The organism is Microbacterium sp. TW_SC_2 (assembly GCF_055361165.1).
Genome location: NZ_CM143952.1, coordinates 1,596,408 through 1,612,839, shown reverse-complemented (window position 1 = coordinate 1,612,839; position 16,432 = coordinate 1,596,408). Strand labels below are relative to the sequence as shown.

Here is a 16,432-nt window from a genome sequence, read left to right as displayed (position 1 = left end):
TCCGGAGAACCTTCATGCGCCTCGTCTTCGCCGGCACACCCGATGCCGCCGTCCCCACCCTCCACCGCCTCGCGTCCGAACACGACGTCGCGGCGGTGATCACCCGCCCCGATGCGCCGCTGGGCCGCAAGCGCGTGCTGACGCCGTCGCCCGTGGCGCGTGCCGCCGAGGAGCTCGGTCTCCCCGTGCTCAAGGCCGCGCGTCTCGACGAGGAGGTCACACTCCGCATCGCCGCGCTCCGGGTCGACCTGGGCGTGATCGTGGCCTACGGGGGGCTGGTGCGCGAACCGCTGCTGTCCACTCCGACCGCGGGGTGGATCAACCTGCACTTCTCCCTGCTTCCCGCGTGGCGCGGGGCTGCTCCCGTGCAGCGGGCGCTGATCGCGGGTGACGCGCAGCTCGGCGCCAGTGTGTTCCAGCTCGTGCCGGAGCTCGACGCGGGCGACGTCTTCGCGGCGCGCGTGGTGGAGGTGCCTGCCGGAGCGACGGCGGACGTCGCGCTCCGCACCCTCGCCGCCGACGGCGCGGGACTGGTCTCCGAGGTCGTGTCGGGAATCGCCGACGGTTCCGCGGTGGCGACGCCCCAGCAGGGGGAGCCGACCTCTGCGGCGAAGCTCACGCTCGAGGACGGCATCCTCGACTGGAGCGAGTCCGCGGAGACGCTGTTCGCCCGTTTCCGCGGAGTGACCCCCGAGCCGGGTGCGCACACGACGATCGACGGGCAGCGGCTCAAGATCCTCGAAGCGATACCCGCGACCGATGCCGAGGCGCTCGCGCCCGGTGTGATCACCGGGACGAAGACCGCCGTGCTCATCGGCAGTGCCACGACCCCGCTCGCGGTGACCCGCGTGCAACCGGCTGGTAAAGGGGCGATGAGCGCCGCAGACTGGTGGCGCGGCCAGCGGAACGAAGAAGGGCTGCGTGCAGGATCATGACCGAGGGACAGCAGCGACGACCGCAGCGACGACAGCAGTCGGGCGCACGCCCGGGTGCACCCACCTCGTCCGGCGGCGCGGGCGGTCGGCGCCCGGCCGACGGGCAGCGCGGGCCCGTCCGGACCGTGCAGCCGGCTCGACGGGTGGCGTTCGACGTGCTGCGTGCCGTGTCCGAGGTCGAGGCCTACGCGAACCTCGCCCTCCCCGGAGCGATCGCCGAGGCGGGTCTCGATCCGCAGGACGCGGCTCTCGCCACCGAGCTGACCTACGGCACGCTGCGTCGACGCGGCACGTATGACGCGATCATCGCGGCCGCGGCGGAGCGCGATGTCGAGAGCATCGATCCGGTGGTGCTCGATGCGCTGCGCCTCGCCGTGCACCAGCTGCTCGCCACCCGGGTCGCCCCGCACGCCGCCGTGAACGAATCGGTCAACCTCGTCGCGACCCTGGTCGGACGCGGCGCCTCGAGCTTCACCAACGCCGTGCTCCGCCGCATCTCTCGTGACACTCCCGAGTACTGGGAGGAGCGCATCGAACAGGATGCACGCTCCGACGACGAGCGCCTCGCTCTGCGCACGGCCCACCCGGTCTGGGTGATCCGGGCATTGCGCCGGTCGCTCGCCGCCGAGGGACGCGTGGAGGAGCTGGAGGCACTGCTCGAGGCCGACAACGCCTCACCCGAGGTCACGCTCGTCGCCCTGCCGGGTCTGGCCGACCCGGGGGAGCCGCGGCGTCCCTACGCCGAGACGGCGTTCGCCTCGCCGGGCGGCGATCCGCATCGCATCGTCGCCGGTTCCGGGGGCACCGTACGCGTCCAGGACGAGGGCTCGCAGCTGGTCGCGCTCGCTCTGACCGCGGCTGCGCCCATCCGCGCGGGAGAGCGCTGGATGGATCTGTGCGCGGGCCCCGGCGGGAAGACCGCGCTCCTGGCATCGATCGCCCGTCAGCACGACCGGGTGGTGCTCGAAGCGAACGAGGTGGTACCGGCGCGCGCAGGTCTCGTGCGCACGGCGCTGCGGGCGGTTCCGGGCGAGGTCGTCGTGCATCAGGACGACGGACGCGCGATCGGAGCGCGAGCGGGGGAGTTCGACCGCATCCTCGTCGATGCTCCGTGCACCGGACTCGGCGCCCTGCGTCGCCGGCCCGAGGCTCGCTGGCGCAAGACTCCGGCCGATGTCGCAGAACTCGTGCCCCTGCAGGTCGAGCTCCTCACCGCAGCGGTCGAGGCACTGGCGCCGGGAGGCATCGTGGCGTATGTCACGTGCTCGCCGCACCTCGCCGAGACCACCGGGGTGGTCCAGGACGTGCTCCGCTCCCGTGCCGACCTCACCGAACTCGACGCGAGAGCGGTCGTCTCGAACCTCAGCCGGTCGACGATCGATCTCGCGGACGACGAGCGATCGGGGTCCGGCTCGGTGCAGCTCTGGCCGCATCGCCACGGCACCGACGCCATGTTCCTCGCGCTGCTGCAGCGCGCCCCGAAGGAGAGCTGATCCCATGGACCTGCCCCGCGCACCGCGCATCAATCCGAGCATCCTCGCCGCCGACTTCGTGAACATGCAGGCGGACCTGGCCCGGATCGCCACGGCCGATTACGCCCATGTCGATGTCATGGACAACCACTTCGTGCCGAACCTCACCTTCGGTCCGCAGATGGTCGAGCGCATCCAGGCGACCAGCCCGATCCCGCTCGACGTGCATCTGATGATCACCGAGCCGGACCGGTGGGCTCCCCAGTACGCCGAGATCGGCGCCGCGAGCGTCACCTTCCACCTGGAGGCCGCAGCGGATCCGATCTCGCTGGCCCGGCGCCTCCGCGACATCGGAGCGCGCGCCGGAGTCGCGATCAAGCCCGGTTCGCCGGCGGACAGCCTGTATTCCGTGCTCGACGAGTTCGATCAGATCCTCGTGATGACGGTGGAGCCGGGCTTCGGCGGACAGGGCTTCATGCCCGAGACCATGCCGAAGCTCCGCACGCTGGCCGAGGAGGCCCGTCGCCGCGGATCCCAGGTGTGGTTGCAGGTCGACGGGGGCATCTCCGACAGCACGATCGAACAGGCTGCCGCCAACGGGGCCGACACCTTCGTCGCCGGATCGGCCGTGTACGGCTCCGACGACATCGAGGCCGCGGTCACCCGGCTCAAGGACCGCGCGCGAGCCGCTAGCCTTGAACTGTGAAGACTTTCGACGAGCTGTTCGCTGAACTCAGCGTCAAGGCGGAGACCCGACCCGAGGGCTCCGGCACGGTCGCGGAACTCGACGGCGGTGTGCACACGATCGGCAAGAAGATCGTGGAGGAGGCCGCCGAGGTCTGGATGGCGTCGGAGTACGAGTCCGACGACGCGGCCGCCGAGGAGATCTCGCAGCTGCTGTACCACGTGCAGGTGATGATGATCGCGAAGGGTCTCAGCCTGCAGGACGTCTATCGACATCTGTGACGCGCTCCGTTCTCATCCCTTCGAACTGAAAGCCGTTCATGCTGCGCATCGCTGTTCCCAACAAGGGCTCGCTCTCCGAGACCGCCGCCGAGATGCTCGCGGAGGCCGGATACGCCGGTCGGCGCGACCCCAAGACCCTTCATGTCGTCGACGTCGAGAACGACGTCGAGTTCTTCTTCCTCCGTCCCAAGGACATCGCCACGTATGTGGGCTCCGGCGCGATCGATGTGGGCATCACCGGACGCGACCTGCTGCTGGACGCGCGGATGCCCGGCGCGCGGGAGATCGAGGCGCTCGGTTTCGCGGGTTCCACGTTCCGATTCGCCGCCCCGTCCGGCCGTTACTCCGACGTGTCCGAGCTCGACGGTCTGCGCATCGCGACCTCGTACCCGGGGCTCGTCGACGCGTTCCTCGACGAGCGCGACATCGCAGTCGACCTGGTCCCGCTCGATGGAGCCGTGGAGTCGGCTGTGCGCCTGGGCGTCGCGGACGCCGTGGCCGACGTCGTGGAGACCGGAACGACGCTGCGCCAGGCAGGGCTGGACGTCTTCGGACCCGTGATCCTGCAGTCGGAGGCCGTCCTCATCGCGGGGCCGGTCGACGCGGAAGGTTCCGAGACGCTGCTGCGCCGTCTGCGCGGGGTCATGGTGGCTCGCCGGTTCGTCATGATCGACTACGACCTGCCGCTCGCGCTGCTCGATGACGCCGTGAAGATCGCGGGAGGTGTCGAGTCGCCGACCGTGTCGCCGTTGCGCGATCCGGAGTGGGTCGCGGTGCGGGTCATGGTGGCGCGGTCGCGGGTGAACAACGTGATGGACCAGCTGTACGCGCTCGGCGCGCGGGCCATCCTCGTCACGGCGATCCACAACGCGAGGCTCTGATGACGCTCGCCAGCCGGGTCATCCCGTGTCTCGACGTGGCGGAGGGTCGCGTCGTCAAGGGCGTGAACTTCGAGAACCTGCGCGACATGGGCGATCCGGTCGCGCTCGCCCGGCACTACGCCGCTCAGGGGGCCGATGAGATCACCTTCCTCGACGTCACCGCGACCGTGGATGCCCGCGCCACGACCTACGACGTGGTGCAGCGCACCGCGGAGCAGGTCTTCGTGCCGCTGACCGTCGGGGGAGGCGTGCGCACCGTCGAGGACGTGGCCCGCCTGCTCGCCGTCGGGGCGGACAAGGTCGGGGTGAACTCCGCCGCCATCGCGCGCCCCGCCCTGATCGGGGAGATCGCGGACCGCTTCGGCGCACAGGTCCTCGTGCTCTCGCTCGACGTGAAGCGCGCCGACACCACCGCGTCCGGCTTCGTCGTGACCACGCACGGAGGACGCACCCAGACCACCCTCGACGCCCTGGACTGGGCGCGCGAGGCCACAGAACGCGGCGCGGGGGAGCTCCTGGTCAACTCGATCGATGCCGACGGCACACGCGACGGCTTCGACCTGGAGCTCGTGCGCCTCATGCGCGAGGTCTCCGCGGTTCCCGTGATCGCCTCGGGTGGTGCCGGTGCGGTCGAGCACTTCGCTCCGGCGATCAAGGCGGGGGCGGATGCCGTGCTCGCCGCGAGTGTGTTCCACACCGGCGCTCTCACCGTGGGCGATGTGAAGCAGGCGCTGCGCGCCGAAGGAGTGATCGTCCGATGAGCGGAGCAGACGCGGTGACCGACCTCGACGCGCGTGTCGCGCAGGTCGCCTGGAACGCGGACGGGCTCGCTCCCGTGATCGTGCAGCAATGGGACACGCGCGAGGTCCTGATGCTCGCCTGGGTCGACGCCGAGGCGCTGCGACGCACTCTCACATCAGGACGGGCGACCTACTGGTCGCGCTCCCGTCAGGAGTACTGGCGCAAGGGCGACACCTCCGGTCACATCCAGGTCGTGCACGACGCGCGTCTGGACTGCGACGGCGACGCGATCCTGCTGCGTGTCGACCAGACGGGGCCCGCCTGCCACACCGGCACGCGCACCTGTTTCGATGCCACCGACCTCGAGGCCGTCGCGGGGAGTGCCTCGGCATGAACATCGCCCGCCGCGGACGCTCCCTCTCGGTGAGCGGATTCCTGCTCGCCGGTGCCATCGGCATCATCTCCTCCACACAGACCTGGCTCACGGTCGAGCGGGCGGATGCCGGAGAAGCCATCCTGGTCCCCGGCGCTTCGGCCTCGGTGCTCCTGGCTCCGCTGAGCCTCGCCGTGCTCGCCCTCGGCGCGGCCCTCGCGATCTCGGGTCCCGTCTTCCGCCTCGTGTTCGGCGTGTTGGCCGGAGCGTGCGCCGTGTTCCTCGGCTGGACGACCGTGCAACTGCTGATCTCCGTACCGGAGTCCGCGATCGGACCGACCATCACCGAGATCACCGGGCTGGCAGGCGCCGGCGCGATCTCCGAGGTCGCGCGCGAGGTCGTCCCCACGGCGTGGCCGGTGATCGCTCTCGTCGGATGGGTGATCCTGCTCGGCTCGGCGCTGCTGGTGCTCGCGACGTGGCGGCGATGGAAGAGCGGCGGCCGTCGTTACCGCACCGCGTCGGACGCGGCGGCCCCAGCCCCGTCCGGGTCGACCGCGGGAGGATCCGCTGCGGAGGAGGCCTCCACACCGCGGTCGCCCGTGTCCGACGCCGACGACACGACAGAACCCGAAGGGTCCGTGGACGCGATCGATTCCTGGGACGACCTGTCCCGTGGCACCGATCCGACGCGCTGACCCCGATAGACTGACATCTGATCCCGCAGTCGTCCCCGGAGGAGAACATGACCAACCCGATCGCTGATCCCGGCCACGGACACTCGCCGGCAGCATGGACCGCCGTGATCATCATGCTCTTCGGTTTCACGCTCGGCACCGTGGCGTTCTGCCTCGCCGAGTTCAGCCCGGTGTGGGTCGCCCTCATCTGGGTGGGTGCGGCGATCGTTCCGGTCGGTGCCCTCGTCGGCGTGGTGCTCGCCAAGGCCGGATACGGTGTGAGAGGCCCCAAGTACTCGCCGAAGGCCCACTAATGGTCCTCGCCGACCTGACGGCCGGCGCTGTCGCAGACGCCGAGCGTCGCCTCCTCACGCGGCCCCTGGCCGTCGTCGAACGTGAGGCGCTCGCGCGCCCCGCCGCTCAGGACGCACTGGCCGCCCTCGCGCCCGCGGATCGCGTGAAGATCATCGCTGAGGTCAAGCGCGCGAGCCCGTCCCGTGGTGCTCTCGCGTCGATCCCCGACCCTGCGCTCCAAGCCTCGCTCTACGAGACCGGGGGAGCATCCGCGATCAGCGTGCTCACCGAGGAACGACGCTTCGGCGGCAGCCTCGCCGATCTCGAGGCCGTCACCGCGCGCGTCTCCCTGCCGGTGCTGCGCAAGGATTTCATCGCGACGCGCTATCAAGTCCTCGAGGCGCGCGCCGCGGGTGCCGACCTCGTGCTGCTGATAGTGGCGGGGCTCGAGCGCGACGTGCTGACGGACCTCTTCGGATTCATCCGCGAACTCGGCATGACCCCGCTCGTGGAGACCCACTCCGCCGACGAGCTCGAGGTCGCGATCGACCTCGGCGCTCCGCTGATCGGGGTCAACGCCCGCGACCTGACGACGCTCGAGCTCGACCGCGATCTGTTCGCGCGTCTGTCCGATCGCATCCCGGACTCCGCGGTGAAGATCGCCGAGTCCGCCGTCCTGACGCCCGCCGACGTGGTGCACTATCGCTCCGCCGGCGCGGACGTCGTCCTGATCGGCGAGGCGCTGGTCACCGGCGACCCCGTCGTCACCCTCAAGAGCTTCCTGGAGGCATCGTGAGCCTGCGCGACCAGCACGGACCGTACTTCGGCGACTTCGGCGGTCGGTACATGCCGGAGTCCCTGGTCGCCGCGATCGACGAGCTGACCGTCGCCTACGAGGCGGCGGTCGCCGATCCCGCGTTCCGCGCCGAGCTCTCCGAGCTGCTGCGGTCCTACGCCGGACGGCCCTCCATCCTCACCGAGGTGCCGCGGTTCGCCGAGCACGCCGGGGGAGCGCGGATCTTCCTCAAACGCGAGGACCTGAACCACACCGGCTCGCACAAGATCAACAACGTGCTCGGACAGGCGCTGCTCACCAAGCGACTCGGCAAGACGCGCGTGATCGCCGAGACCGGTGCCGGACAGCACGGCGTCGCGACGGCGACCGCCGCGGCACTGTTCGGCCTGGACTGCACGATCTACATGGGCGAGGTCGACACCGAGCGCCAGGCGCTCAATGTCGCCCGCATGCGGCTCCTCGGAGCCGAGGTCGTCGCGGTGACCTCCGGATCTCGCACGCTCAAGGATGCGATCAACGACGCGTATCGCGACTGGGTCGCGTCCGTCGAGACGACGAACTACATCTTCGGCACCGCGGCGGGCCCGCATCCGTTCCCGGCGATGGTGCGTGACTTCCAGAAGATCATCGGCGAGGAGGCCCGCGCTCAGCTGCTCGAGGAGGTCGGCCGGCTCCCGGACGCCGTGATCGCGTGCGTCGGCGGCGGATCGAACGCGATCGGCATGTTCGATGCGTTCCTCGACGACCCCGACGTCGCCCTCTACGGGGTGGAGGCCGCCGGCGACGGCGTCGACACCCCCAAGCACGCGGCCTCGATCGAGCGCGGACGGCCCGGTGTGCTGCACGGGTCGCGGACCTATGTCCTCCAGGACGAGGACGGCCAGACCGTCGAATCCCACTCGATCTCCGCCGGCCTCGACTACCCGGGCGTCGGACCGGAGCACGCCTGGCTCGCCGACATCGGGCGTGCCTCGTACATCCCGGCCACCGACGACGAGGCGATGCAGGCGTTGCGTCTGCTGAGCCGCACCGAGGGGATCATCCCCGCGATCGAGACGGCGCACGCTCTCGCGGGCGCGCTGCGCATCGGTCGGGATCTCGGCCCGGATGCCGTGCTCGCGATCTGTCTGTCGGGCCGGGGAGACAAGGACATGGACACGGCGGCGCGCTACTTCGAACTGTACGACGAGGCCGCTCGTGAACACGATGTGACCGAGGAGACGCCTTTCGAGGACGCGGCCTCGAAGGGGGAGCCTCAGCTATGAGCCTGGTCGAGGCAGCGATCCAGAAGGCACAGGCCGATGGCCGCAGTGTCTTCGTCGGCTATCTCCCGGTCGGCTTCCCCGATCTCGAGACCAGCATCCAGGCGGCCATCGCCCTGGCGGAGAACGGCGTCGACATCATCGAGCTCGGACCGCCCTACAGCGATCCGGTCATGGACGGCGCCATCATCCAGGAGGCCACGACGGCGGCACTGGCCAACGGGTTCAAGATGAAGGATCTGTTCACGGCCGTCCGCACGATCACCGCGGCCACCGATGTGCCGGTCCTGGTCATGACGTATTGGAACCCCGTGATGCAGTACGGCGTCGACCGCTACGCCGACGACCTGCTCGCCGCCGGTGGCGCCGGGCTCATCACGCCCGACATCACCCCGGAGGTCGCGGGCGAGTGGATCGCGGCGAGCGAGCGCACCGGGCTCGACCGCGTGTTCCTCGCGGCACCCACCTCCTCCGACGAACGTCTCGAGCTCGTCGTGAAGTCGTCGACCGGCTTCGTCTACACGGTCTCCACCATGGGCATCACCGGGGAGCGCACGGAGCTCGACCGCGCGGCCCGCACCCTGGTCGATCGCCTCCGCGCGCTGGGGGCCAACCGTGCGTGCGTCGGCATCGGCATCTCCACCGCCGAGCAGGTCGCCGGTGTCTCCGAATACGCCGACGGCGCGATCGTCGGCACCGCCCTGGTCCGTGCCCTGCGCGACGGCGGGATCCCCGCCCTCGCGGAAGTGACCCGCTCCCTGGCCGCCGGCACCGCGTCGGCACGTCCTCGTCCCTCGAACTAGAATCGCACTCATGTCCCTCGCGCTTCCCAGCAGCATCACCGGCGTGCTCACCAGCATCCCGAGCCCGCCCGTGTCCTTCATCGACCTCGGCCCGCTGCGCATCCACTTCTACGCGCTCTGCATCATCGCGGGAATCATCGTGGCCGTGTTCCTCACGAACCACCGCCTGACCAAGCGCGGTGCGGAGCCGTGGGTCGTGATCGACATCTGCATCCTCGCTGTGCCGATCGCCATCATCGGCGCGCGGATCTTCCATGTCCTCACGCACCCGAACTTCTACTTCGGTGAGGGCAAGAACACCTGGAACCCGTTCGAACCTGGATCGGTCTGGGCGATCTGGGAGGGCGGCATCGCCATCTTCGGCGCACTCATCGGCGGCGCGATCGGCGCCTACCTCGGGTGCCGCTGGACGGGCATCCGCTTCTGGACCTTCGCCGACGCCGTCGCTCCGGGCCTGCTGCTCGCACAGGCGATGGGCCGCTTCGGCAACTGGTTCAACCACGAGCTGTTCGGTCTGCCGACGGATCTGCCCTGGGGCCTCGAGATCGAGTCCACGAACTCGGCGTTCCCTCCCGGCCTACCCGAGGGAACGCTCTTCCACCCGACCTTCCTCTACGAGGTCCTCTGGAACGGGCTCGGCGTGATCGTGCTGCTGTGGCTGAGCCGCAAGCTGTTCTTCCAGTGGGGCCGCCTGTTCGCGATCTACCTCATCTGGTACAGCGCCGGCCGCGTCGTCTGGGAGTCGATCCGCATCGATCCGAGCGAGATCATCCTGGGTCTGCGCAGCAATGTGTGGGCGGCGATCTTCGGCATCCTCGTGGGTCTCGCCATCCTCGCGGTCCAGAGTCGGCGCCACCTCGGACTCGAGCCGTCGCCGTACCGGCCGGGACGCGCGCGGAAGGACGTGGACCCTGATGTACAATCGCAGGACAATCCCCTCGATTTCGTGGACGTGAGTGAGCCTCCGTCCGAGGAACTCACCGCAGGAGCCACTGCCACAAGCACTGCTCCCACACGCACCGCTCCGTCGAGCGAGGCCGGTTCCCGATAAGCCGCCCCTCGTGGCGGAGAACATGTACTGAACGAGCGGGCCGACGTCGTCCCCGGTGTCACTTGAATATCTGAGGACGGTAACTGGTGTACTTCCAGCCACCCCACGGCGCGTCAGGCGCCTACCCGCCGAAGCAGGGCATGTACAACCCCGCGTTCGAGAAGGACGCCTGCGGTCTCGCGATGGTCGCGACGCTGCGGGGAACCGCGGGCCACGACATCATCTCGCTCGCGCTCGAGGCGCTGCGCAACCTCGAGCACCGCGGTGCGATCGGTTCGGATGCCGGCACCGGGGACGGCGCCGGCATCCTCACCCAGATGCCGGATGAATTCCTGCGCGCGGTCGTCGGCTTCGAGCTGCCGCCGGTGGGGGAGTACGCGGCCGGTCTGGCCTTCCTGCCTCGCGACTCGAGCCAGCGTCGCCAGCAGAAGGCGGGCATCGAGCGGATCGCCGAGTCCGAGGGACTCCGCGTCCTGGGCTGGCGTGACGTCCCCACCGTCAACGAGCACCTGGGCAAGCTGGCCGACGAGGCGCGCCCCGCCTTCGAGCAGCTCTTCGTGAGCGCGGGCGGCGCGACGCACTCCGACGCCCCGCTCACCCACATCGCGCTCGACCGCGTCGCCTACCGTCTGCGCAAGCGCGCCGGGCACGAGCTGGGTGCCTACTTCGTCTCGCTGTCCAGCCGCACCCTCGGGTACAAGGGCATGGTCACCACGCTGCAGCTCGAGCCGTTCTACCCCGACCTGCAGGACGAGCGCTTCGCTTCCGAGCTCGCGGTGGTCCACTCGCGCTACTCCACGAACACGTTCCCGTCCTGGCCCCTGGCACAGCCGCTGCGCATGCTCGCGCACAACGGCGAGATCAACACCGTGGGCGGCAACCGCAACTGGATGCGTGCACGCCAGTCGCAGCTCGAGTCCGAGCTGCTCGGCGACGTCGCCCCGCTGCTCCCGATCTGCACCGACGGGGCCAGCGACTCGGCATCCTTCGACGAGGTGCTCGAACTGTTGACCCTCACCGGTCGCAGCCTGCCCCACGCCATCATGATGATGGTTCCCGAGGCCTACGAGAAGCAGTCCGACATCACGCCCGAGCTGCGCTCCTTCTACGAGTACCACTCGAACCAGATGGAGCCCTGGGACGGACCCGCCGCGCTCATCTTCACCGACGGCACGGTCGTGGGCGCGACCCTCGACCGCAACGGCCTGCGCCCGGGGCGATGGACCGAGACCACCGATGGCCTCGTCGTCATCGGGTCGGAGACCGGGGTGCTGCACTTCGAGCCCGAGCGCATCAAGCGTCGCGGACGTCTGCAGCCCGGGAAGATGTTCCTGGTCGACACCGCTCAGGGGCGGATCGTCAGCGACCAGGAGGTCAAGCAGGATCTCGCGACCATGCACCCGTGGCAGGAATGGCTCGACGCCGGTGCCGTGCGCCTCGCCGATCTTCCCGAGCGCGAGCACATCGTGCACCCGCCGGCATCGATCACCCGCCGCCAGCGCACCTTCGGCTACACGGAGGAGGAAGTGCGCATCCTGCTGACCCCGATGGGGCAGACGGGCGTCGAACCCCTCGGCGCGATGGGCTCGGACACGCCGATCGCGGTGCTGAGCAAGCGACCGCGCCTCCTGTTCGACTACTTCACGCAGCAGTTCGCGCAGGTGACGAACCCGCCGCTCGACTCGATCCGCGAAGAGGTCGTCACGAGCCTCAAGCTGGGGCTCGGTCCCGAGCGCAACCTGCTCTCCTGGGGGCCGGAACACACCCGCACGGTGTCGCTCGACTTCCCGGTGATCGACAACGACGAGCTCGCGAAGATCCGGCATATCGACAAGGCGCTGCCCGATCGTTCCAGCGTGACCATCAAGGGCCTCTATCACTTCGACTCGGGACCCCAGTCGCTGCAGGAGCGGCTCACCGAGATGTGCGACGAGGTCGACCAGGCCATCGCCGCCGGCTCGGAGTTCATCATCCTGTCCGACCGGGACTCCAACAAGGACCTCACGCCGATCCCCTCGCTGCTGATGGTCTCCGCCGTCCATCACCACCTGATCCGGCGCGAGAACCGCATGAAGGTCGGTCTGATCGTCGAGGCCGGAGACGTGCGCGAGGTGCACCACGTCGCGACGCTGATCGGGTACGGCGCCTCCGCCATCAACCCCTATCTCGCGATGGAGACGGTCGAGCACCTCGTGCGCACCGGCTACATCACCGGCATCTCCACGGAGAAGGCCGTCAAGAACCTGATCTACGCGCTCGGCAAGGGCGTGCTGAAGATCATGTCGAAGATGGGCATCTCGACGGTCTCCTCCTACGCCGGTGCGCAGGTGTTCGAGGCCGTGGGCCTCGGCCAGGAGTTCATCGACGCCTACTTCACCCGCACCGAGTCGAAGCTCGGCGGCATCGGGATCGAGGAGATCTTCGCCGAGAACCAGGCTCGTCACGACTACGCCTACCCGGAGGACGCCGCAGCGCGCGCCCACGAACGGCTGTGGACCGGCGGCGAGTACCAGTGGCGCCGCGACGGCTCGCCGCACCTGTTCAACCCGGAAACGGTGTTCAAGCTGCAGCACGCGACCCGCACACGGCGCTACGACATCTTCCGTGAGTACACGAAGATGGTCGACGATCAGGCGGCGGAACTGAAGACCCTTCGCGGGCTGTTCCAGTTGCGCACCGGCACCCGCAGGCCCGTCCCGCTCGACGAGGTGGAGTCGGTCTCCGACATCGTGAAGCGCTTCTCGACCGGCGCCATGAGTTACGGCTCGATCTCGCAGGAGGCGCACGAGACGCTCGCGATCGCCATGAACCGCATCGGCGGCAAGTCGAACACGGGTGAGGGCGGCGAGGACGCGGACCGTCTGGTCGACCCGCAGCGCCGCAGCGCGATCAAGCAGGTCGCGTCCGGTCGGTTCGGGGTCACCAGCCTCTACCTCACGGAGGCCGACGACATCCAGATCAAGCTCGCGCAGGGTGCCAAGCCCGGCGAGGGTGGGCAGCTGCCCCCGACGAAGGTCTATCCGTGGGTGGCGCGGACGCGTCACGCGACCGCGGGCGTGGGGCTCATCTCGCCGCCCCCGCACCACGACATCTACTCGATCGAAGACCTCAAGCAGCTCATCTTCGACCTGAAGCGCGCGAACCCCGAGGCCCGCATCCACACCAAGCTGGTGAGCCAGTCGGGCATCGGTGCGGTCTCGGCCGGTGTCGCGAAGGCGCTCAGCGACGTCATCCTGGTCTCCGGGCACGATGGGGGCACGGGCGCCAGCCCGATGAACTCGCTCAAGCATGCCGGTACGCCGTGGGAACTCGGTCTCGCCGAGACACAGCAGACGCTGATGCTCAACGGCATGCGCGATCGCGTCGTGGTGCAGGTCGACGGTCAGCTCAAGACGGGCCGTGACGTCATCATCGGCGCGCTGCTCGGCGCGGAGGAGTTCGGGTTCGCGACCGCACCGCTGGTCGTCAGCGGCTGCATCATGATGCGCGTGTGCCACCTCGACACCTGCCCGGTCGGCGTCGCGACGCAGAACCCCGCGCTGCGGGAACGCTTCACCGGCAAGCCGGAGTTCGTGGTCAACTTCATGGAGTTCATCGCGGAAGAGGTGCGCGAGCTCCTCGCCGAGCTCGGCTACCGCTCGATCGACGAGATCGTCGGCCGCGCCGACCTGCTCCAGGTCAACGCCGCCGTCGAGCACTGGAAGACCGAGGGCCTCGACCTCACCCCGATCCTCGAGGGACCCGCGTTCCCTGCCGGTGAGCCGCGGCGGAGCGCCCGTACCCAGGATCACGAGCTGGACAAGCACTTCGACGTGCAGCTCATCGACATCGCGGCGGGTGCGCTTCTCAACGGGGAGCCGGTCGTGGCCGAGCTCCCGATCGCGAACACCGAGCGCGCCGTGGGCACCATGCTGGGTCACCAGGTGACCTCGCGTCACGGAGCCGCCGGCCTGCCGCGCGGAACGATCGATGTGACGCTGCACGGCACAGCCGGGCAGTCGCTGGGAGCATTCCTGCCCTCGGGCATCATCCTGCGACTCGAAGGCGACGCCAACGACTACGTGGGCAAAGGCCTGTCCGGTGGCGACATCACGATCCGTCCGCCGCGCAGCTCGACGATCGCCCCGGAGGAGAACGTGATCGCCGGGAACGTGATCGGCTACGGCGCGACCTCCGGCACGATGTTCATCTCGGGCGTCGTGGGCGAACGGTTCCTCGTGCGCAACTCCGGCGCCACGGCGGTCGTGGAAGGCGTGGGCGACCATGCCCTGGAGTACATGACCGGCGGGCTCGCCGTGATCCTCGGATCGACGGGACGCAACTTCGGTGCCGGCATGTCCGGGGGAGTGGCCTATGTGCACGCCCTCGACACGGCCAAGGTCAACGCGCAGTCGCTCGGCAGTGGCGAGCTGCTGCTCGAGCCCCTCGACCGCGCCGACCTCGAGGTCCTTCGCGGTCTGCTCGTCGAACACAGTGAGCTGACATCCTCTCCGTTGGCCTCCGATCTGCTCGCGCGGTTCGAGACCACGGCATCCGAATTCGTGAAGGTGCTTCCCCGTGACTTCGCCGCCGTGCGGAGCATGCGCGAGGAAGCCGTCGCCGAGGGGATCGACCCCGACGGCGACATCGTCTGGAACCGCATCCTGGAGGTGACCGGTGGCTGATCCCAAGGGTTTTCTGAAGGTGACCGAGCGGGAGCTGCCCGCGCGGCGCCCCGTCCCGGTCCGCATCATGGACTGGAAAGAGGTCTACGAGCCGGGAGACCAGGCGGTCCTGCGCCGTCAGGCCGGTCGCTGCATGGACTGCGGTGTGCCGTTCTGCCACTCGGGATGCCCGCTGGGCAACCTGATCCCGGAGTGGAACGACCTCACCTGGCGCGGCGAGGGACGCGCGGCGATCGAGCGTCTGCACGCGACCAACAACTTCCCCGAGTTCACCGGTCGTCTCTGCCCCGCTCCCTGCGAGAGCTCGTGCGTGCTGGGCATCAATCAGCCCGCCGTCACGATCAAGCAGATCGAAGTGTCGATCATCGACGAGGCCTTCGCCAAGGGGTGGGTCGAGCCCGAGCCGCCCGAGCGACTGACCGGCAAGACCGTCGCGGTGGTCGGCTCCGGACCCGCGGGTCTGGCGGCGGCCCAGCAGCTCACCCGCGCCGGCCACACGGTCGCGGTCTTCGAGCGCGACGACCGCATCGGCGGTCTGCTGCGCTACGGCATCCCGGACTTCAAGATGGAGAAGGGACACCTCGAGTCGCGTCTGCGGCAGATGCAGGAGGAGGGCACTCGCTTCCGCGCCGGTGTCGAGATCGGTCGGGACATCTCCTGGTCCGATCTGCGCGCCCGTTACGACGCGGTCGTGATCGCGACGGGTTCGACCGTTCCGCGCGATCTCTCGATCCCCGGCCGCGACTTCGACGGCGTGCACTTCGCCATGGAGTACCTGGTCGAGTCGAACCACGCGGTGGCCGGTGACAAGGTCTCGGAGCAGATCACCGCCGAGGGCAAGCACGTCATCGTCATCGGCGGCGGTGACACCGGTGCCGACTGCATCGGCACCGCCCACCGTCAGGGCGCGCTGAGCGTGACCAACCTCGCGATCGGCAAGCAGCCGAGCACCGAGCGTCCGGAGCACCAGCCGTGGCCCATGATGCCGAATCTCTTCGAGGTCGCCTCCGCGCACGAGGAGGGCGGTGAGCGGATGTTCCTCGCCTCGACCGTCGAGTTCCTCGCGAACGAGGTGGGCGAGGTGCGCGCGCTGCGCGTGGCCGAGACCGAGTACATCGACGGCCGGCGTGTGCCCAAGAGCGGCACCGAGCGCGAGATCCCCGCGGATCTGGTGCTGATCGCGATGGGCTTCACCGGCCCCGAGCAGGAGGGCTACACGGAGGAGACTCTCCCGCAGCTGACCGATCGCGGAGCATTCCAGCGCGATTCCTCGTACGAGTCGACGGTTCCGGGCGTGTTCGTCGCCGGCGATGCCGGTCGCGGACAGTCGCTCATCGTGTGGGCCATCGCCGAGGGCCGTGCGGCGGCCGCGAACGTGGACCGCTTCCTCATGGGCAGCACCGTGCTGCCCGAGCCGGTGCGTCCGAGCGATGTCGCGCTGGGCCTCCAGCCCGCGTAGGCTGAGCCGCGGCACCCTCGCCTGAATAACCTTTCCCCCACTTCTATCCCTGGAGATT

15 protein-coding genes are annotated in these 16,432 nt (G+C 69.3%); all 15 read left to right on the top strand.

Annotated elements, in window-relative coordinates; translation table 11 throughout:
* Positions 1-14: 14 nt before the first annotated feature.
* The 15 genes from fmt to ACWA14_RS07515 all read left to right on the top strand — a co-directional run bounded on the left by fmt (position 15) and on the right by ACWA14_RS07515 (position 16,374).
* Positions 15-935 (top strand): methionyl-tRNA formyltransferase, encoded by a 921-nt coding sequence (gene fmt / locus ACWA14_RS07585; protein ID WP_463797312.1) that lies wholly within the window; start codon positions 15-17, stop codon positions 933-935.
* Positions 932-2,428: an RsmB/NOP family class I SAM-dependent RNA methyltransferase gene (locus ACWA14_RS07580; RefSeq protein ID WP_463797311.1), complete on the top strand. Its 1,497-nt coding sequence runs from the start codon at positions 932-934 to the stop codon at positions 2,426-2,428. The genes fmt and ACWA14_RS07580 overlap by 4 nt, the downstream gene beginning before the upstream one ends.
* A 4-nt stretch (positions 2,429-2,432) precedes the next feature.
* Positions 2,433-3,113, top strand: a complete 681-nt coding sequence (gene rpe / locus ACWA14_RS07575; protein WP_463797308.1) for a ribulose-phosphate 3-epimerase — start codon at positions 2,433-2,435, stop codon at positions 3,111-3,113.
* Positions 3,110-3,373, top strand: a complete 264-nt coding sequence (locus ACWA14_RS07570; protein WP_056417561.1) for a phosphoribosyl-ATP diphosphatase — start codon at positions 3,110-3,112, stop codon at positions 3,371-3,373. Before rpe ends, ACWA14_RS07570 begins: the two co-directional genes overlap by 4 nt.
* Positions 3,374-3,411: 38 nt before the next feature.
* Positions 3,412-4,254: an ATP phosphoribosyltransferase gene (gene hisG / locus ACWA14_RS07565; RefSeq protein WP_463797306.1), complete on the top strand. Its 843-nt coding sequence runs from the start codon at positions 3,412-3,414 to the stop codon at positions 4,252-4,254.
* A complete protein-coding gene (gene hisF, locus ACWA14_RS07560) occupies positions 4,254-5,015 on the top strand; it encodes an imidazole glycerol phosphate synthase subunit HisF (protein WP_463797304.1) in 762 nt (253 codons plus the stop codon). Before hisG ends, hisF begins: the two co-directional genes overlap by 1 nt.
* Complete coding sequence (gene hisI, locus ACWA14_RS07555; protein ID WP_463797302.1) at positions 5,012-5,389, top strand: phosphoribosyl-AMP cyclohydrolase; 378 nt, start codon at positions 5,012-5,014, stop codon at positions 5,387-5,389. The genes hisF and hisI overlap by 4 nt, the downstream gene beginning before the upstream one ends.
* Positions 5,386-6,066, top strand: a complete 681-nt coding sequence (locus tag ACWA14_RS07550) for a Trp biosynthesis-associated membrane protein (protein WP_463797298.1) — start codon at positions 5,386-5,388, stop codon at positions 6,064-6,066. Before hisI ends, ACWA14_RS07550 begins: the two co-directional genes overlap by 4 nt.
* A 47-nt stretch (positions 6,067-6,113) precedes the next feature.
* Positions 6,114-6,359 (top strand): HGxxPAAW family protein, encoded by a 246-nt coding sequence (locus ACWA14_RS07545; protein WP_463797295.1) that lies wholly within the window; start codon positions 6,114-6,116, stop codon positions 6,357-6,359.
* Positions 6,359-7,135, top strand: coding sequence for an indole-3-glycerol phosphate synthase TrpC (gene trpC / locus ACWA14_RS07540; RefSeq protein WP_463797291.1), 777 nt, complete (start codon positions 6,359-6,361; stop codon positions 7,133-7,135). Before ACWA14_RS07545 ends, trpC begins: the two co-directional genes overlap by 1 nt.
* The gene (gene trpB / locus ACWA14_RS07535; RefSeq protein WP_463797289.1) at positions 7,132-8,400 is read left to right on the top strand and encodes a tryptophan synthase subunit beta; all 1,269 of its coding nucleotides are present in this window, start codon (positions 7,132-7,134) and stop codon (positions 8,398-8,400) included. Before trpC ends, trpB begins: the two co-directional genes overlap by 4 nt.
* Positions 8,397-9,200 (top strand): tryptophan synthase subunit alpha, encoded by an 804-nt coding sequence (gene trpA, locus ACWA14_RS07530; protein WP_463797287.1) that lies wholly within the window; start codon positions 8,397-8,399, stop codon positions 9,198-9,200. Before trpB ends, trpA begins: the two co-directional genes overlap by 4 nt.
* 10 nt (positions 9,201-9,210) lie before the next feature.
* Positions 9,211-10,251: a prolipoprotein diacylglyceryl transferase gene (lgt, locus tag ACWA14_RS07525; RefSeq protein WP_463797286.1), complete on the top strand. Its 1,041-nt coding sequence runs from the start codon at positions 9,211-9,213 to the stop codon at positions 10,249-10,251.
* A 140-nt stretch (positions 10,252-10,391) separates the two neighbouring features.
* Complete coding sequence (gene gltB, locus ACWA14_RS07520) at positions 10,392-14,915, top strand: glutamate synthase large subunit (RefSeq protein WP_463797394.1); 4,524 nt, start codon at positions 10,392-10,394, stop codon at positions 14,913-14,915.
* On the top strand, positions 14,908-16,374 hold the full coding sequence (locus ACWA14_RS07515) for a glutamate synthase subunit beta (RefSeq protein WP_463797284.1): 1,467 nt from the start codon (positions 14,908-14,910) through the stop codon (positions 16,372-16,374). The genes gltB and ACWA14_RS07515 overlap by 8 nt, the downstream gene beginning before the upstream one ends.
* The last annotated feature ends 58 nt before the right edge of the window (positions 16,375-16,432 follow it).

Bases quoted from the DNA above. Each gene is read 5' to 3' on its own strand.
- fmt (WP_463797312.1), top strand. From the start codon at position 15: ATGCGCCTCGTCTTCGCCGGCACACCCGATGCCGCCGTCCCCACCCTC.
- ACWA14_RS07580 (WP_463797311.1), top strand. From the start codon at position 932: ATGACCGAGGGACAGCAGCGACGACCGCAGCGACGACAGCAGTCGGGC.
- rpe (WP_463797308.1), top strand. From the start codon at position 2,433: ATGGACCTGCCCCGCGCACCGCGCATCAATCCGAGCATCCTCGCCGCC.
- hisG (WP_463797306.1), top strand. From the start codon at position 3,412: ATGCTGCGCATCGCTGTTCCCAACAAGGGCTCGCTCTCCGAGACCGCC.
- hisF (WP_463797304.1), top strand. From the start codon at position 4,254: ATGACGCTCGCCAGCCGGGTCATCCCGTGTCTCGACGTGGCGGAGGGT.
- hisI (WP_463797302.1), top strand. From the start codon at position 5,012: ATGAGCGGAGCAGACGCGGTGACCGACCTCGACGCGCGTGTCGCGCAG.
- ACWA14_RS07550 (WP_463797298.1), top strand. From the start codon at position 5,386: ATGAACATCGCCCGCCGCGGACGCTCCCTCTCGGTGAGCGGATTCCTG.
- ACWA14_RS07545 (WP_463797295.1), top strand. From the start codon at position 6,114: ATGACCAACCCGATCGCTGATCCCGGCCACGGACACTCGCCGGCAGCA.
- trpC (WP_463797291.1), top strand. From the start codon at position 6,359: ATGGTCCTCGCCGACCTGACGGCCGGCGCTGTCGCAGACGCCGAGCGT.
- trpA (WP_463797287.1), top strand. From the start codon at position 8,397: ATGAGCCTGGTCGAGGCAGCGATCCAGAAGGCACAGGCCGATGGCCGC.
- lgt (WP_463797286.1), top strand. From the start codon at position 9,211: ATGTCCCTCGCGCTTCCCAGCAGCATCACCGGCGTGCTCACCAGCATC.
- gltB (WP_463797394.1), top strand. From the start codon at position 10,392: ATGTACAACCCCGCGTTCGAGAAGGACGCCTGCGGTCTCGCGATGGTC.